General features: G+C 65.5%; 14 protein-coding genes and 1 tRNA gene. 8 read left to right on the forward strand and 7 right to left on the reverse strand.

The window, feature by feature from the left end; all coding sequences use genetic code 11:
- The first annotated feature begins 56 nt into the window (after window positions 1-56).
- A complete protein-coding gene (locus tag L1O03_RS05750) occupies window positions 57-1,151 on the forward strand; it encodes a magnesium and cobalt transport protein CorA (protein ID WP_236118467.1) in 1,095 nt (364 codons plus the stop codon).
- Here L1O03_RS05750 and L1O03_RS05755 read toward each other — a convergent pair.
- Window positions 1,148-1,594, reverse strand: coding sequence for a PaaI family thioesterase (locus L1O03_RS05755; RefSeq protein WP_236118468.1), 447 nt, complete (start codon window positions 1,592-1,594; stop codon window positions 1,148-1,150). The two genes, L1O03_RS05750 and L1O03_RS05755, sit on opposite strands and share 4 nt — an antisense overlap.
- Window positions 1,595-1,655: 61 nt before the next feature.
- On the opposite strand from L1O03_RS05755, the gene gndA reads away from it, so the two are divergent.
- From gndA to L1O03_RS05780, 5 genes are read left to right on the forward strand one after another with little or no spacing between them, the layout of a single operon-like run.
- Complete coding sequence (gene gndA / locus L1O03_RS05760) at window positions 1,656-3,113, forward strand: NADP-dependent phosphogluconate dehydrogenase (RefSeq protein WP_236118469.1); 1,458 nt, start codon at window positions 1,656-1,658, stop codon at window positions 3,111-3,113.
- A gap of 15 nt (window positions 3,114-3,128) precedes the next feature.
- On the forward strand, window positions 3,129-4,406 hold the full coding sequence (locus L1O03_RS05765; protein ID WP_236118470.1) for a DEAD/DEAH box helicase: 1,278 nt from the start codon (window positions 3,129-3,131) through the stop codon (window positions 4,404-4,406).
- A 9-nt stretch (window positions 4,407-4,415) separates the two neighbouring features.
- Complete coding sequence (locus L1O03_RS05770; RefSeq protein ID WP_236118471.1) at window positions 4,416-5,795, forward strand: hemolysin family protein; 1,380 nt, start codon at window positions 4,416-4,418, stop codon at window positions 5,793-5,795.
- On the forward strand, window positions 5,792-6,850 hold the full coding sequence (locus L1O03_RS05775) for a hemolysin family protein (protein ID WP_236118472.1): 1,059 nt from the start codon (window positions 5,792-5,794) through the stop codon (window positions 6,848-6,850). The genes L1O03_RS05770 and L1O03_RS05775 overlap by 4 nt, the downstream gene beginning before the upstream one ends.
- A 24-nt stretch (window positions 6,851-6,874) precedes the next feature.
- Window positions 6,875-8,233, forward strand: a complete 1,359-nt coding sequence (locus L1O03_RS05780; protein WP_236118473.1) for a vWA domain-containing protein — start codon at window positions 6,875-6,877, stop codon at window positions 8,231-8,233.
- A 4-nt stretch (window positions 8,234-8,237) separates the two neighbouring features.
- Here L1O03_RS05780 and L1O03_RS05785 read toward each other — a convergent pair whose 3' ends face one another.
- From L1O03_RS05785 to secA2, 5 genes are all read right to left on the reverse strand, one after another.
- Window positions 8,238-8,780: a MerR family transcriptional regulator gene (locus tag L1O03_RS05785; protein ID WP_236118474.1), complete on the reverse strand. Its 543-nt coding sequence runs from the start codon at window positions 8,778-8,780 to the stop codon at window positions 8,238-8,240.
- Window positions 8,781-8,893: 113 nt separating this feature from the next.
- Window positions 8,894-9,502 carry a bifunctional nuclease family protein gene (locus L1O03_RS05790; protein WP_236118475.1) on the reverse strand — a complete coding sequence of 203 codons (609 nt, stop codon included), beginning with the start codon at window positions 9,500-9,502 and terminating at the stop codon, window positions 8,894-8,896.
- Window positions 9,502-10,176: a transcriptional regulator FtsR gene (gene ftsR, locus L1O03_RS05795; RefSeq protein ID WP_236118528.1), complete on the reverse strand. Its 675-nt coding sequence runs from the start codon at window positions 10,174-10,176 to the stop codon at window positions 9,502-9,504. Before ftsR ends, L1O03_RS05790 begins: the two co-directional genes overlap by 1 nt.
- A gap of 140 nt (window positions 10,177-10,316) precedes the next feature.
- Complete coding sequence (gene odhI, locus L1O03_RS05800; RefSeq protein ID WP_236118476.1) at window positions 10,317-10,754, reverse strand: oxoglutarate dehydrogenase inhibitor Odhl; 438 nt, start codon at window positions 10,752-10,754, stop codon at window positions 10,317-10,319.
- A gap of 78 nt (window positions 10,755-10,832) precedes the next feature.
- The gene (gene secA2, locus L1O03_RS05805; protein ID WP_236118477.1) at window positions 10,833-13,094 is read right to left on the reverse strand and encodes an accessory Sec system translocase SecA2; all 2,262 of its coding nucleotides are present in this window, start codon (window positions 13,092-13,094) and stop codon (window positions 10,833-10,835) included.
- Window positions 13,095-13,223: 129 nt separating this feature from the next.
- On the opposite strand from secA2, the gene L1O03_RS05810 reads away from it, so the two are divergent.
- Entirely contained in the window at window positions 13,224-14,360 is a 1,137-nt protein-coding gene (locus tag L1O03_RS05810) for a bifunctional alpha/beta hydrolase/OsmC family protein (protein ID WP_236118478.1), read from the forward strand.
- 85 nt (window positions 14,361-14,445) lie between these two features.
- Window positions 14,446-14,522: transfer RNA gene (locus L1O03_RS05815), tRNA-Pro, on the forward strand.
- Between the two features lie 69 nt (window positions 14,523-14,591).
- On the opposite strand, the gene L1O03_RS05820 is transcribed toward L1O03_RS05815, so the two are convergent.
- Entirely contained in the window at window positions 14,592-15,236 is a 645-nt protein-coding gene (locus L1O03_RS05820; protein ID WP_236118479.1) for an MOSC domain-containing protein, read from the reverse strand.
- Window positions 15,237-15,254 lie beyond the last annotated feature (18 nt).

Raw genomic sequence — 15,254 nt, forward strand, 5'->3', positions numbered from 1 at the left:
CAGCGCACCAGCACTCCGCTCAGCCTTCATCTGACACTTCGCTGAAGGAGGACATCATGGTGACGGGAAAGCTTCCACTTCCTTTTGGATCCCCGCGGCGAAGTGCGCAGCCAGCCCCGCCGCCCGTCGAGCAGACCGTGGAAAAAGCCATCGAGCACTGCCGCGTCTACCACAACGGGCACAGCCTCCCCGGCCAGTACAGCTATGGTGCGGCGATCGGCCAGGTGCAGCGCATCGAGGAGCAGGAAGGGCCCGGCACGAGCTTCGTGTGGCTCGCCCTTCAGGAGCCGACGGCCGAGCAGATGAAGGTCGTGGCGGAGCACTTCTCCGTCCACGAACTCATCGTGGAGGACGCTGTTGAGGCCCACCAGCGGCCCAAGGTCGAGCGCTATGGGGACCAGCTCTTCATCGTCGTGCGCTCGGTCAACTTCCAGGACCACGACTATGTCACCGACGGCCGCCAGATCATCTCCACCGGCGAGGTGCAGATGCTCATCGGGCGGAACTTCATCATCACCATCCGGCACCGCTCCCAGGGCGGGAGCCTCGCGCGGCGGCTCGACGAGGATCCGGAGCTCTGCGCCCGCGGTCCGGCGGCGCTCGCGTGGGCCGTCGCGGACACGCATGTGGAACGCTACGGGTGGATTGCGGATCAGCTGGGCGTCGAGGTCGACGCCCTCGAGGAAGAGGTCTTTACCCCGAACTCGCGCTTCAACATTGAGCAGATTTACACCTACAAGCGTGAGATCCTGGAGATGCGCCACGCTATCGCGCCGCTCGCCCCCGCCCTGCGGCAGCTCTCCGAGGGGAACAAGGACCTCATGGGGAAGAAGATTCGCTCCTACTTCCGCGACGCCCTCGATAACCACCTCATCGCCACCGACCAGATCGCCAGCTACGACGAGCGGCTCACCTCCCTCATCGACGCCGGCGTGGCCAAGGTGACCATGCAGCAGAATAAGGACATGAGGACGATCTCCGCGCTCGTCGGTATGGCGGCCGTGCCCACCCTCGTGGCCGGTATCTATGGCATGAACTTCGATTACATGCCGGAGCTCCACCACCCCCTCGCCTATCCGGCGGTGCTCATCGCCATGGTCCTCATCGTGGCGCTTATGGCCTGGTGGTTCAAGAAGAACGAGTGGCTCTAAGCCACCGGGCGCAGCACCATCGTGCGCAGGTTGGTGCGCGCCACCGCCCGCCCCTCGTGGAGCATCGTGATGAGGAAGAGCTGAGTGCGCCCGCCCAGCTGGATGGGCTCGCAGCGGGCGGTCAGTACGCCCGTCTTCATCGGCGCAATGAAGTCCGTCGAGTTATTGATCCCCACGACGACGCGCCCCGGGGCCGCAAGCAACCCGGCAACGGAGCCCACGGTCTCCGCGATCGCGCAATACACTCCCCCGTGGACGACGCCGTCCGGCTGAAGATGGCGGCTGGTCACCTTCATCTCCGCCTCCACGTACTCGGCGCTGAGCGAGGTGAAGCGGAGCCCGAGCTCCGCACTGAAACCGCTGCACAGACGATTGAATTCCGCAACCTGCTCCGGCGTGGCAGTGCCGCGCCCGATCGTGGCGCACAGTCCCTGGATTGTCATGGTGAGCCATTCTACGTTAGGTCACACGATTACCCGACATCGGAGAGTATGATGTCCAACCATGAGCAACGAGCAGAATCTCGCCCAGATTGGCGTCGTCGGACTTGCAGTCATGGGGTCGAACCTGGCCCGGAACTTTGCCCATAAGGGACACACCGTCGCGGTGTACAACCGCAGCACCTCGAAGACGGATGCTCTCATCGAGGGCCACGGCTCGGAGGGGAACTTCATCCCCTCCACGACGATTGATGATTTCGTTCGCTCCCTCGAGCGGCCGCGCCGCGCGATCATCATGGTCCAGGCCGGCAAGGCCACCGACGCCGTCATCAACCAGCTGGCGGATGCGATGGAGCCCGGGGACATCATTATCGACGGCGGCAATGCGCTCTACACCGACACGATCCGTCGGGAAAAGGAGATTGCTGCCCGGGGCCTGCACTTTGTGGGCGCGGGCATCTCCGGTGGCGAGGAGGGCGCTCTCCACGGACCGGCCATCATGCCCGGCGGACCCGCGGAGTCCTATGAGGCGCTAGGCCCACTGCTGGAATCCATCGCGGCGAAGGTGGACGGCACCCCGTGCGTGACGCACATCGGCCCGGATGGCGCCGGGCACTTCGTCAAGATGGTGCACAACGGCATCGAGTACGCGGACATGCAGGTCATCGGCGAGGCCTATCACCTGCTCCGCTATGCGGCGGGCATGGAGCCCGCCGAGATCGCCGACGTCTTCCGCGAGTGGAACTCCGGGGACCTCGACTCCTACCTTGTGGACATCACCGCCGAGGTGCTCTCCCAGACCGACGCCGAGACCGGCCGCCCTCTCGTGGACGTCATCGTCGACGCCGCCGGGCAGAAGGGCACCGGCCGGTGGACCGTGAAGGCGGCGCTTGACCTCGGCATCGCCACCACCGGCATCGGCGAGGCCGTCTTCGCCCGTGCGCTCTCCGGGGCCTCGACGCAGCGCGCGGCCACCGCGGGCTCCCTTCCCTCCGGCAGCCTCGACACCTTCGAGGACCTCGGCACAGACCGCGAGACCTTCATCGAGGACGTGCGCCGCGCTCTCTACGCCTCCAAGCTCGTCGCCTACTCCCAGGGCTTCGATGAGATCAAGGCCGGCTCCGCCGAGCATGAGTGGAACGTCGATCCCCGGGACCTCGCCACGATCTGGCGCGGCGGCTGCATCATCCGGGCCCAGTTCCTCAACCGGATCCGCGAAGCCTACGACGCCAACCCTGAGCTGGAATCGCTCCTTCTCGACCCCTACTTCAAGGGCGAGATGGAGGACCTCGTCGATTCCTGGCGCCGCGTCGTGGTCGCCGCGACCCGCCTGGGCCTCCCGGTGCCGGTCTTTGCCAGCTCCCTCTCCTACTACGACGCCCTGCGCGCCGAGCGCCTGCCCGCCGCCCTCATCCAGGGCCAGCGCGACTTCTTCGGCGCCCACACGTATCAGCGCGTTGACAAGGAGGGCCGCTTCCACACGCTGTGGTCGGCGGACCGCTCCGAGATCGCGATTTCCTAGGAGTACCTCTCGCCCGTGCCCAGCTTCCAGGACCTCGGCCTGCCGGTGCCGCTCTGCCAGAGCCTCCGCTCGGCAGGCCTCAGCGAGCCCTTCCCCATCCAGACGGCGTGCATCCCCGATATTCTCGACGGCCACTGCGTCCTCGGCCAGGCCCCGACCGGCTCCGGCAAAACCTTCGCCTTTGGGCTGCCGCTGCTGGCGAGGCTGAGCGGCGCCCCCTCCCGGCCCGGTCACCCGCGGGGCCTGGTACTGGCACCGACGCGGGAGCTCGCCCTCCAGATTGCCGAGCGGCTTGATCCCCTCGCGGCGAGCCTCGGGCTTCGCTGCCTCTGTGTTGTCGGGGGCGTGGCCGTATCCCGGCACCGGCGCTCCTTCGCCGCCCCCGTGGACGTGCTTATTGCTACCCCCGGCCGGACGCTGGATCTTCAGCGCCAGGGCATTCTCGCGCTGGATGCCGTCGAGATCTCTGTCCTCGATGAGGCCGATCTCCTCGTGGACCACGGTTTTCTCCGACACGTGAGAAAAATCCTCCGGGCAACACCCCACTCGGCCCAGCGCATTCTCTTTTCCGCCACCCTTGACGGTGAGATCGCGGGCCTCGTCGAGGAGTTCCTCCCCGAGCACCACCGCCACGACGCCCCCGTCCAGGTCACCGACGTTCCCGCGATGACGCACTATGCCCTGGAGGTGGAAAGCCCCGAGGAGCGGGACCGCACCCTCCGCGCCATTGCGGGGCGCCGGGGGCGCACGCTCATCTTCCTGCCCACCCGGGCGCGCGTCCGGCGGCTCGTCGAGGATCTCCACGCCCACGGCATCACCGCCATCGCCTATGAGGGCTCGCAGACGTATCGACAGCGCACTGAGGCCCTCGACGCGCTGCGCTCCGGACGCTCATCCGTGCTGGTCACCACGGATATTTCTGCGCGTGGGCTCGATGTTCCCGACGTCTCGCTCGTCGTCCACGCGGGCCCGCCGCGAGATCCGAAGGCCTATGTCCACCGGGCCGGGCGGACGGCCCGGGCGGGGGCCAGTGGCACAGTCGTCACGCTCATTCTGCCCGGGGAGAAGAAGCACGCGAAGGAGATCCTCCGCGAGGCAGGCGTGCGGGTGCAGTGGAGGGTCATCACGCATCGCTCCACGGAGTTGATTACAATCACCGGCGCACGTCCTTCTCGTCCTTCGCGTCCCTCCCGGACGCGGGAACCTCAGCGGCGTGCGCATCGTTGTACGCATAAGAGACGCTCGACCGGCGGGCGTCCACGAACAGGGAAAGATGGTCACACGGCTCGGTAGCCGCCTTCAATGGACATAGTCATAAGTATCCTCGCACTGCTGTGCTTCGTGCTGCTCACGGCCAGCACTGGTTTGTTTGTGGCGATTGAGTTCGCCCTCACCGGTCTGGAGCGCTCCACCGTTGAGGCGCACGCGAAGAACAAAGGGGACCGGAGAGCCCGTGCAGTGTTGAGGGATTTTTCGAACCTCTCCTTCGTCTTGTCCGGCGCCCAGCTGGGCATCACCGTCACGACTCTGGCCACGGGTTATCTTGCAGAACCCGTCCTGGCCCGCTTCTTTACCCCCCTTCTGGAGCTCATCGGCTTGGGAGAATCCTCCTCGACGGCCGTCGCGCTCATTCTGGCGCTCATCATCGCCACACTGCTGTCGATGGTCTTTGGCGAGCTTGTCCCGAAGAACATCGCCATCACCATGCCGCTGCAGACGGCCCGCTTTGTTGTTGGCCCGGTGAACGCCTTCAACACAGTGTGCACCTGGTTCATCAGCCTCCTCAACGCCTCCGCCAACGGACTCGTCCGCAAACTCGGTGTGGAGCCGGCCGATGAGCTCGCCTCCGCGCGCTCCGCCCAGGAGCTCGGCGCCCTGGTGCGCCACTCCATGGAGGTCGGCGAGTTCGACGCCACCACCGCCGAGGTCCTCGATCGCTCCCTCCAATTCGGTGAAACGACCGCCGAGGAGCTCATGACCCCCCGGTCCACCGTGGACTTCCTCGACAAGGACGACACGGTGGAGGACCTCGTCGCCCTCGCCCTCGAGACCGGGCACTCCCGCTTCCCCGTCGCCGACGGCGACCTCGATGAACCCGTCGGCGTCGTCCACGTTAAGGACGCCTTCTCCGTCCCCCGCGAGGAACGCTCCCGCACCACCGTCGGCTCCTTCGCCCGTGAGATCCGCTCCGTGCCCGCCAGCCTCGACGGTGATGCCGTCCTCAACGCCGTGCGTTCGGCCGGCTCGCAGCTGGTCCTCGTCGCCGATGAATACGGCGGCACGGCGGGGCTCGTCACCATCGAGGACGTCGTCGAGGAAATCCTGGGCGAGGTTTATGACGAGCACGACGATTCCGAAGCCGAACGCGACTTCCAACGCTTCGGCTCGAGCTGGGAGGTCTCGGGGCTCGTGCGCGTCGATGACCTCAAGGAGACCATCGGCTATGACTGCCCCGACGGACCCTACGAAACCGTGGGTGGGCTCATCATGTCCGCCCTGGGGAGGATTCCCGAGGCGGGCGATACCGTGCTCCTTCCCGAGCCCGATCACCCCTTCCGCGCGGAATTTGAGTCTGGCTTTGGCGGCCGCTGGATCGCCCGGGTCACTCTCATGGAGGACCGGCGCATCGACAAGGCCATCCTCTCCCCCATCGATCATGAAGACGTGGTGAAGTACCAGTGAGCATTTTCTCGACAGTCCTCCTCATTGTCGCCCTCCTCGCCGGTAATGCCTTCTTCGTCGCCGGTGAATTCTCACTCATCTCCTCGCGGCGCGACCGCCTGGAATCCCTCCTCGAGCAGGGAAATCCTCGGGCGAAGAAGGCCATCCACGCCATCGAGCACCTCTCGCTGGGCTTAGCGGGCATGCAGCTTGGCATCACGATCTGCTCGCTCATCCTCGGTAAGGTGGCCGAGCCTGCGATCGCGCACTTCATCGAGGGGCCTTTCGTTGCGCTGGGCGTCGAGCCGGCGTTCATCCACCCGATCTCCTTTGTCATCGCGCTCGTCATCATCACGTTCCTCCACATCCTCTTCGGAGAGATGGTGCCGAAGAACATCGCCATCGCCGGACCCGAACTCCTCGCGCTGTGGCTCTCCCCAGCCATCATCGTGTGGATGACGATCACACGCCCGTTCATCGAGTTCATGAACTGGCTCGCACGCATCACCCTCCACGCCTGCGGCATCGAGCAGAAAGATGAGCTCGATTCCACCGTGGACCAGGAGCAGCTGGCCAGCATGATCGCCGAGTCCCGCTCCGAAGGCCTCCTCGATGCCGAAGAGCACGCTCGGCTCTCCAAGGCGCTGCGCTCGGAGAACCGCTCGGTGCGCGAAGTCATGATCCCTACGGAGAACGTGCGCAGCATCCCGCACGGCAAGGGCGGCCCGCTGCTCCGAGACGTCGAGGATGCCGTCGTCGAAACCGGATTCTCCCGCTTCCCGGTGCAGACCTCCTCCGATTCCTTTGCCGGCTACGTCCACGTCAAGGACGTCCTCGACCGCATCAGCACCGCCGATCCCGACTATCGCATCCCCGCCGAGCAGATCCGCCCGCTCATCATCGTCCAGTCGGACGCGGCGATGGACGAGGCTCTCCACAAGCTCCACCTCAAGTCGGCCCACATGGCCCAGGTGCGCGACCGCTCCGGCCAGCTCCTGGGTATTGTGGCCCTTGAAGATCTCATCGAGGAATACGTGGGAACCGTCTCCGACTGGACTCACGAACAATCCGCCTAGGACTAGGACAGGGAAAGGACAGGCATGGGTCGCCACTCCTCGGGGACGCGGAATTTCCGCCTCTCCGGTGGGCTCATCACCATCATCTGCGTCATCATCCTCCTCGCCGCCCTCATCTATGGTTGGACGCTCCTGCGCGCCCACAATGAGGCCGACGACGCCGCCTACCGCGCAGAATGCTTCGAAGGGACACTCGACCTCCCGGTCTATGAGACCACCCCCGGTCTCAGCGGGGTCTCCCTGGACTCCTGGCGCTCGACGAACCCCGTCGTCCGCGACTATTGCATCGAGCCCCACCTCGTCGCTGATCCTGCCGATGCCGCCCTCATCATCGCGCTCTCCGACAAGGACCTCGACGCTTCCCTCACCCAATCCCAGCGCAGCGTCGCCGGGGCCCCGACCCCCACGACGCTGAGCCTCAGCGTCGCCGCACGCGAGGGCTCCGATTCAGCAGCTCCGGCAGAGAACACCTCCTTCCCGGAGGGCCGCGGCGCCGCCCCGGCGCTGGCGCTGAGCAGCGGTGATGTCGAGAAGGCGGAGACTCTCCTCCGCAGGGATCGGATGGTAACCCCCGAGAAGTCGGTGGAACAGCAGTCACCGGGTATTGCGACGTCCGTCCTCCCGGAGGGCTATCACTGGGTGCCGGCAGGCGCCTCCACCGGGGTCCTTCTGGCCCCGCTCACGGTGAGTGACCGCATTGAGGAGGACCAGGCCCGCTCGGCGGCAGCCCTCACGGAGTACCTCAACGACGCCGACCGCGCCCAGGGTCAGCCGGAGCTTGACCGCGCCGCACTCGATGACCTCATTGAGCGCCAGTTGCGGCTCCCCGCGGTGGATACCCTCTTCCTCCTCGACACCTCAGAGCGGATGCGCGATCCCCTCGGCGAGCGCAGCGCCTTCGATGCCGCCCGAGCAGCCGTCCTCGACGCCTCCCATCAGCTCGATGAGCAGCATCATCCCATCGGCCTCATGACCTACTCGGCCGCCCATGGGGCAGAACGCCCCGAGAGTGTTCGCCGCGACGCGGGCTTCGGCCCCGCCCGCGACATCGAGGAATCCCTCAAGGATCGGGGGCCTGAGCAGGGCGCCCCGCAATCGCGCCCGGCGGTGCGCGCCGCCATTGAGGAGGCACAAAAACACCGCCGTGAGACCGGCGCGGACACGCGCCTCATTGTTCTCACGACGGGTCATGACGACATGAACGAGGATAACGACTATCGGGAGTTCCTCGCCTCAGCGCGCCACGATGGGCTCGATCTCCAATTCATCCAGGTGGGCTACTCCCCCATGGATCCGGTGGTCAGCGATGACCACCCCACCATGGCCTATGACGAAGCGCAGCTGAGAGAAGCGGTGGGAAGGCTGAGCGGCACCTGGCTTTAAAAGGCTAGGAGCTGCGGCGACGGCGGCGCTCCGCCAGCTCATCCACGACGCTGAAGTCGGGGGTCTCGTCGCTCGAGACCTTCTCCGAGGGGAAGGCGGAGATGGTGCCGGTAAGTTCCTTGACGATGCCGGGGACGGCGATGCCGAACACGCCCTGGCCCCCGCCAAGAAGGTCAATGACGTCCTCGCTGGAGCGGCACTCGTAAACCGTCTTCCCATCGGAGACCAGAGTAATTCCCGCGAGGTCGTGCACACCGCGGTTGCGCAGCTTGTCCACAGCAAGGCGGATGTTCTGAAGGGAAATCCCCGTGTCCAGGAGCCGCTTAACGATCTTGAGGATGAGGACGTCCCGGAAGGAGTACAGACGCTGCGAGCCGGAGCCGCGGGCATCGCGGATCGACGGGGTCACGAGGTTCGTCCGCGCCCAATAGTCCAGCTGGCGGTAGGTAATCCCGGCCACTTGGCAGGCGATGGGCACGCGGTAGCCCACCTCCTCATCGGGGCCGAGGTCAAAGAGTGATTCCTGGCGCGGTTCGTCGATCGTCATGAGGCCATCTCCCGGTCACAGAGTTGTCGTTGTTCTCAGCTTAGGTTAAAAGAGCCGGGCGTGCCCATGAGAATGACACGCCTGAAACTTCAACCTCAACTTGAAGTTTAGCCTCAATACTCCCCATCTTCATCTTGCGACTCGCCAGTCACATCATCATCATTTTCTTCGCGGCTCCCGGTGAGGTCGGATTCTGTCACACCCATCGACTGCATGAAGGACTGGAAGTCCGCATCGGCCTGGGCATCCCCGGAGGCTGAACTGCTCTCGTGAGGGTCATCCTCGTGGTGGAATCCATCGATCCCCAGGTATGTCCGCAGGTCATCGGGGCTGAGATACAGGGAGGTCTGGGAGATGACGTCCTCGTCCACCGCCAGCGGGGTATCGGTGAGAATGCTCAGCATGATGGCGTCCGAGGCACGGGCGTCGAGACTCTCTCCGCTGTTCAGCGTGATGGTCGCGCTGAACACTCCCTGGTGATAGGAGTCAATGACACTCTCCGCAATGCCCCCTTGGGCCTGCACGAGTTCAACGAGCAGGTCGTGCGTGGTGGGACGACGCGGCCCCATCCCGCGCAGGCGAACGTCGAGAAGCATGGCATCCGCGGGGTTGAGCCACACGGGAATGATGCGGTTATCCCCGACCCCCTCGATGATGGCGCAGGCGAATCCCTCGGGGCCTACCTCATGCACACCATGAATCGTCACGGGTACAGAGCCCATTAATTCTTATCCTCCCGAAGAGCGTTCTTGAGCAGGGTGGCGTGGAGAGACACCATCATGGCCGACATCTGCTGGTTCAGTTCCTCAGCCTGCTGTTGGGCGGTGTCCTTCTTCGAGTGCGCGACAGGGCTGGTGACCTGCTGGATCAGCCCGGCCTGGCGGAGGGCGGTGGTCTTCAACACCTTGAGCTGCCGGGTGTCGAAGCCAAACTCCGTGAGAGCGGCGGAGGTCTGCGCAACCCGCACGTCATCGGCGGTGAAGAAACCTGAGTGGTCAGGGGTGAGGAGGCCGGCGCGCACGAGGTCGCTCACAAACTCCACGCTCACCTGGGCGCGCTCCGCAACATCCGTATCCGTCAGCCGAACAGCCACCGGGGCCCGGAAGCTCTCCGGGGAGATGAGGGGATCCGCGGACGCAGCGGAGACGATGGCCGTCACCTGCCCGCTATCCATGGCCTCCAGTTGCTCCCGGATCACCTTCAGCGGGGTGTAGTTGTCCCGCTGGGTGACGAGGATGTACCGCAGCCGCTCCACATCCGCCTCCGTAAAACGGCGGTAGCCGGAGGAGGTGCGCTGGGGGCTGATGAGCCCCTCCGACTCGAGGAATCGGATTTTCGAGACCGTGATATCGGGGAACTCAGCACGCAACTGTTTGAGGACCACCCCGATCGACATCGTTTTCGTCGACGTCGCCCTCTTGGGGGCTTTCTGAGGAAGAGCGCTCACAGTGGACCTCGCGGATCAAATGGATAGCGTAAAGGAATGGACAATATATGGAAGGGCCCGGCCGCTGACGCTGCCGGACCGGGGTGTGGCTACTTCTTCGGGCCAGCGAGGAACACCAGACGGAACTTGCCGATCTGGATCTCATCGCCCGTAGAAAGAACCTGGGAGTTCCGCGGCTCGCGGTTGACATACGTGCCGTTCAGGCTTCCGACGTCGACAACCTCGAACTGCCCATCGTTGATGCGGAACTCGGCGTGGCGGCGGGAGACCGTCACGTCATCGAGGAAAATATCGGACTCGGGGTGACGGCCGGCGGTCGTCGTCTCACGATCGAGAAGGAATCGCGAACCGGCGTTGGGGCCGCGCTTCACAACCAGCAGCGCCGCACCATCGGGCAAATTGTCCGCACCGGCTCCTGCACCAGCCGCCGAGCCCTGGGCCCCCGACTCCATTTCCTTGAGAAGATCAGCCCGGAAGACCGATGTGGTCTCGACCTGGGCCTCATTGGTGCCGGCGTTTTCGCTCATCTGCTACCTCCGGATGGACGGATACCTACGTTGAAATTCATCATAGCGCCATCGCCGCGGGGCGCGCGGCCACGGCCATCACCGGAAAATGTTACCAATCCCGGAGAATACTGAGTTTCCGCTGCTCGAGAGCGGATTATCAGACACCATATACGTCCATGTCGCCGACGGGCGAATGCGTCCGTGATCCTCCAGGTGAGCGCCCTCCTCGTCGATAGGAACGCTCTCAAAAGTCTCGACGGACTTGTCCACCGCCCGCTGGGCCAGATCCTTGAACTCTCGCACGGCGATGCGGTGGAACTCGTCGATCGGGGTTTCCTTGGCAACCGCCCGTAGGTGGATGGACTCGCGGACTTCATCCATGATGCTCAGGTGCCCTGCCCATTCCTCATCGAGGTGGAAGAGCATGATGCTCCGCGCCGCCTCCGCGATTCCCGGCAGGTCAGCGAGCTCGGCGGCGCGTTCGGGGGCGCGCTGCTGGAATTCCTCCCAGGCGAGATCGGTGTCCAGGAGGCGGGCGCGTCGCTCGTCGATAATGGCGCGCTGGTCCGTGAGGAGCTTGTTGTACTTCCACGTCTGGGCATGGATTTCCAGGAGCTGCCCCTCGGTGACGCGCTGGCAGTGCCCGATGAAGTGGCTGATCCGCTTGTCCTCGATCCGGCCGTCCGCGTCCGGGTGCGCGGTGATCCGCTCCCCGCTCCCGCCGGCCACGACCATGTCATCCTCGAGCGAGACGAAGAATACCGAACGGCCTGGGTCACCCTGGCGCCCCGCCCGCCCGCGCAGCTGGTGATCGAGGCGGGCCGTCTTGTGCCGCCCCGTCCCGATCACCGCAAGGCCGCCCTTGGCCACGACCTCGTCATAGGCGGCCTCGTCCGCGCCGCCTAGGCGAATATCCGTGCCGCGGCCAGCCATCTGCGTGGACACGGTGATGCGTCCGACGTCGCCGGCCTCCGCGATGATGCGCGCCTCCTCGTCGTCGTTCTTCGCGTTGAGAACGGCGACGTCCAGGTCCTCGAGCTCCTCCGCGAGGGCCTCCGACTCCGCCACATCGTGCGTGCCCACGAGCACCGGCTGCCCCGTCGCATGGAGCCTGCGGATCTCCTCCACGATCGCCTGGTTCTTCTCCGCCATCGTGGCGTAGATGCGATCGGCCTCGTCGACGCGCGCCAGCGGCTTATGCCGCTCCACGACGGCAACCCCCACGTCATAAAACTGCCGCAGCTGATCGGTCGCCTCGACGGCCGTCCCCGTCATCCCGCACAGGGTCCGGTAGCGCCCCATGAGCGCCTGGATGGTGATGGTGTCGAGGATCCGGCCGCCCTCGCTCACCCGCAGGCCCTCTTTGGCCTCGACGGCCGCCTGGAGGCCATCGGGCCAGCGCTGAAGTTCGGCGATGCGCCCGCGGGAGGAGTCGATGAGCTGCACTTTCCCTTCGCGGACGACGTAGTGGATGTCCCGGATGAGCAGCGCTTTCGCGTGGAGCGCCAGGTTGACGTGGACGAGCGTCGAGCCGGCATCCTCCCCCTCGTAGAGGGACTCCACCCCGAGCGCCGCGGCCACGCGATCTGCCCCGGCGTCCGTGAGGAAGACGTTGCGGCGCTCGTCGTCGATCTCGTAGTGCTGCCCCTCGACGAGGTCGCGGACGATGTCGGTGATCTGCCCCGTCGGCGCCTCGCCGGGCGCGGCCCCGGCAAGTACGAGGGGGACGAGAGCTTCGTCGACGAGGACCGAATCCGCCTCATCGACGAGGGCGACGTCCACCTCGCCCTGGACTTCCTCCTCCCGCGCGGTGACCTGGCGGTCACGGAGCACATCGAAGCCAATCTCATTGACCGGCCCATACACGATGGAGCGCTGATACACGTCCCTGCGCTCCTCGCGGCTCAGGCTCTCGTCGATGGCGCCCACCGTGAGGCCGAAGAAGTCGACGAGGGGACGCATCCACTCGGCATCGCGGCGAGCGAGGTAGTCGTTGACGGTGAGGATGTGAACGCGGCGGCCCTGGGCGGCAAAGCCGACGGCAGCCATCGCGCCGACGAGGGTCTTGCCCTCGCCGGTCGCCATTTGGATCACATCGCCGCCGAGGATGAGCTGGACGGCCTGAAGCTGGCAGGGGAAGGGATCGAGGCTTAGGGTGCGCCGCGACGCCTCCGCGAGGGCAGCCAGCCGCTCCCCGTCATCTCCCTGGCGAAGGCGGGTGCGGAGCTCCTCATCGCTGAGGCGCGCGCTCTCCTCGCGGGTAGCCTCCGCCTGAGCGGCTACGTGCTCTCCCCGCTTGTGGTTCTTCCGTGCGGCGCTTCCCCCCATCGCTCGCCAAAACCAGTCAAACGCCGCCATGCGAGCGCCTCTCTTCCTACTCAGACTCGTACTGTTCCCGAGAATAGCCGGCCACTAGGATACGGAAGAGGACTCCCCCGTCAATAGCGTTGAATCGATTCATGACTCCTTGTGCGAAAGGTGGAACCCGTGCATTCCGTGAATGTGTCCGTCCCGTCCTCTGAAGGGCTGTCGATGGCCGGCACCATTGATTTCCCCGATGACAAGCCCATCGCCTGGGCGATGTTTGCGCATTGCTTCACGGGTTCGCGGCACACCCCTGCGGCGAGCCGCGTGTGCCGGGAGCTCACGAATTTCGGGATCGCCTCCCTGCGTTTTGACTTCCCGGGGTTGGGGCAGTCGGAGGGCGATTTTGGGAGTACCTCATTTAGCTCAAACGTCGAGGACATCAAGGCCGCCCACCGCTGGATGAGCGAGAACTACGGCACCCCCCAGCTGCTCATCGGGCACTCCCTCGGCGGTGCGGCCTCCCTGCGGGCAGCCACTGAGCTCAAGGCGCTCTCCGCGGTGGCGACGATCGGCGCGCCTTTCGACCCCGCGCACGCTGTCCTCCACTTCGCTGACCGCATCAAGGAGGTGGACGACGAAGGCTCGGTGACCGTCGTCCTGGGCGGACGAGACATCGTGATCTCCCGGGAGTTCCTGGAGGACCTCGCCGAGGTGAGCGTCGAGTCCTATCTCCCCCGCCTGCGCAAGCCGCTGCTCCTCCTCCACTCCCCGACGGACCAGACGGTGGGCATCGACAACGCGCAGAACATCTTCCGCATCACCCGGTACCCGAAGTCCCTCGTGAGCCTTGACCGCGCGGATCACCTGTGCACCCGCCAGGGCAGCGCGCAGCGGGCGGCACAGCTCATCGGATCCTGGGTGGCACCCTACCTCAAGCCCGAGTACCAGCCCGAGCCCCTGGAGGCCGGCGCCGTGGCGACGTCGGCGACGGGCACCAAGTTCGCCGATGTCGTGCGCACGCGCCACGGCAACCTGCTCACTGACCGCAGCAAGTCCGACGGCGGGAAGAACCTCGGGCACTCGGTGTCCGACCTCGTGGCGGGAGCCCTGGCCGCCCACGGATCCCAGGCGATCCGCGCCCTCGCGAGGAAGAAGAAGATCCGCCTGGACGCAGTCTCCGTCCGGGTGCATCCCCGGGAGGACGGCGGATTTGAGCGCAGCATCGAGATCTCCGGGGACATCGACGAGGCCACGCGGCGCGAGCTCATCGCGAGTATCCCCGAGATGGAGCTCAGCGTGGATGACCGTCACGCCTAAAGCGAAAAACACCGCTCTGACCTGCTGATTGGACGAAGCGACTCACACAGTTGTAACCTATGGGAGTTGCTTCACGAAGCAGCGGCGGACTGTGGCGCAGTTTGGTAGCGCACTACACTGGGGGTGTAGGGGTCGCAGGTTCAAATCCTGTCAGTCCGACCAGTCCCCGCCACATATGTGGCGGGTTATTTCTCTTCCACACGGGTGGCGTGGCCTCAGGCCCCTGCTCTGTCACAGCCGCCGCTGCAGCTGCTCATGGTGGAGGGTCGGCAGGCAGTTGGCCTCGACGACCGCCCGCGCGCACTCACGATCCCCCATCTTCGCCCGGAAGGCCATCCCCATGGTGATGCCGTGTGAGGGAGCGTCCCCGAGAATTAGCTGATCTCCCGGCCGGATGACGCCGGGCCGCAGGACCCGAAAATAGCTGCCAGCCCTCCCGTGCTCGGTAAATAGGGCCAACCATCCGGGAACCCCCATCCATCCGGCGAAGGTCCGGCACGGTGTCCGCGGCACGGACACCTGGAGGCGTGTGCTGCCGCACTCCAGCTCCTGGTTGATGACCAGCGTCGAGGCGTCGATCCCCGAGAGCGTGAGGTTCTCCCCGAAAGAGCCAGGTGGGCAGGGGCGCCCCAGCCGCTCCTCCCAATAGGCCAGTTCCTCCGACTCAAAGGCGTATACCGCCTTATCCGCGCCGCCGTGGTGCTTGGTGTCTCCAATGACATCCCCCTTCACCCCCGATCCGTCCCCGTAGTGGGGCCCCGGGGCGGAAATCTCCAGAAACTCGACGGGCTTCTTCTCAATACCACTAACCCGATCGGCCCCGCCCGGGTCTGGCTGGGGGACGGCACAATTGGTCGAAAGAATGTGAGCTACCATACTCCGACAGTGTAGCGG

Source organism: Corynebacterium uropygiale (genome assembly GCF_021568315.1).
Lineage (GTDB): Bacteria > Actinomycetota > Actinomycetes > Mycobacteriales > Mycobacteriaceae > Corynebacterium > Corynebacterium uropygiale.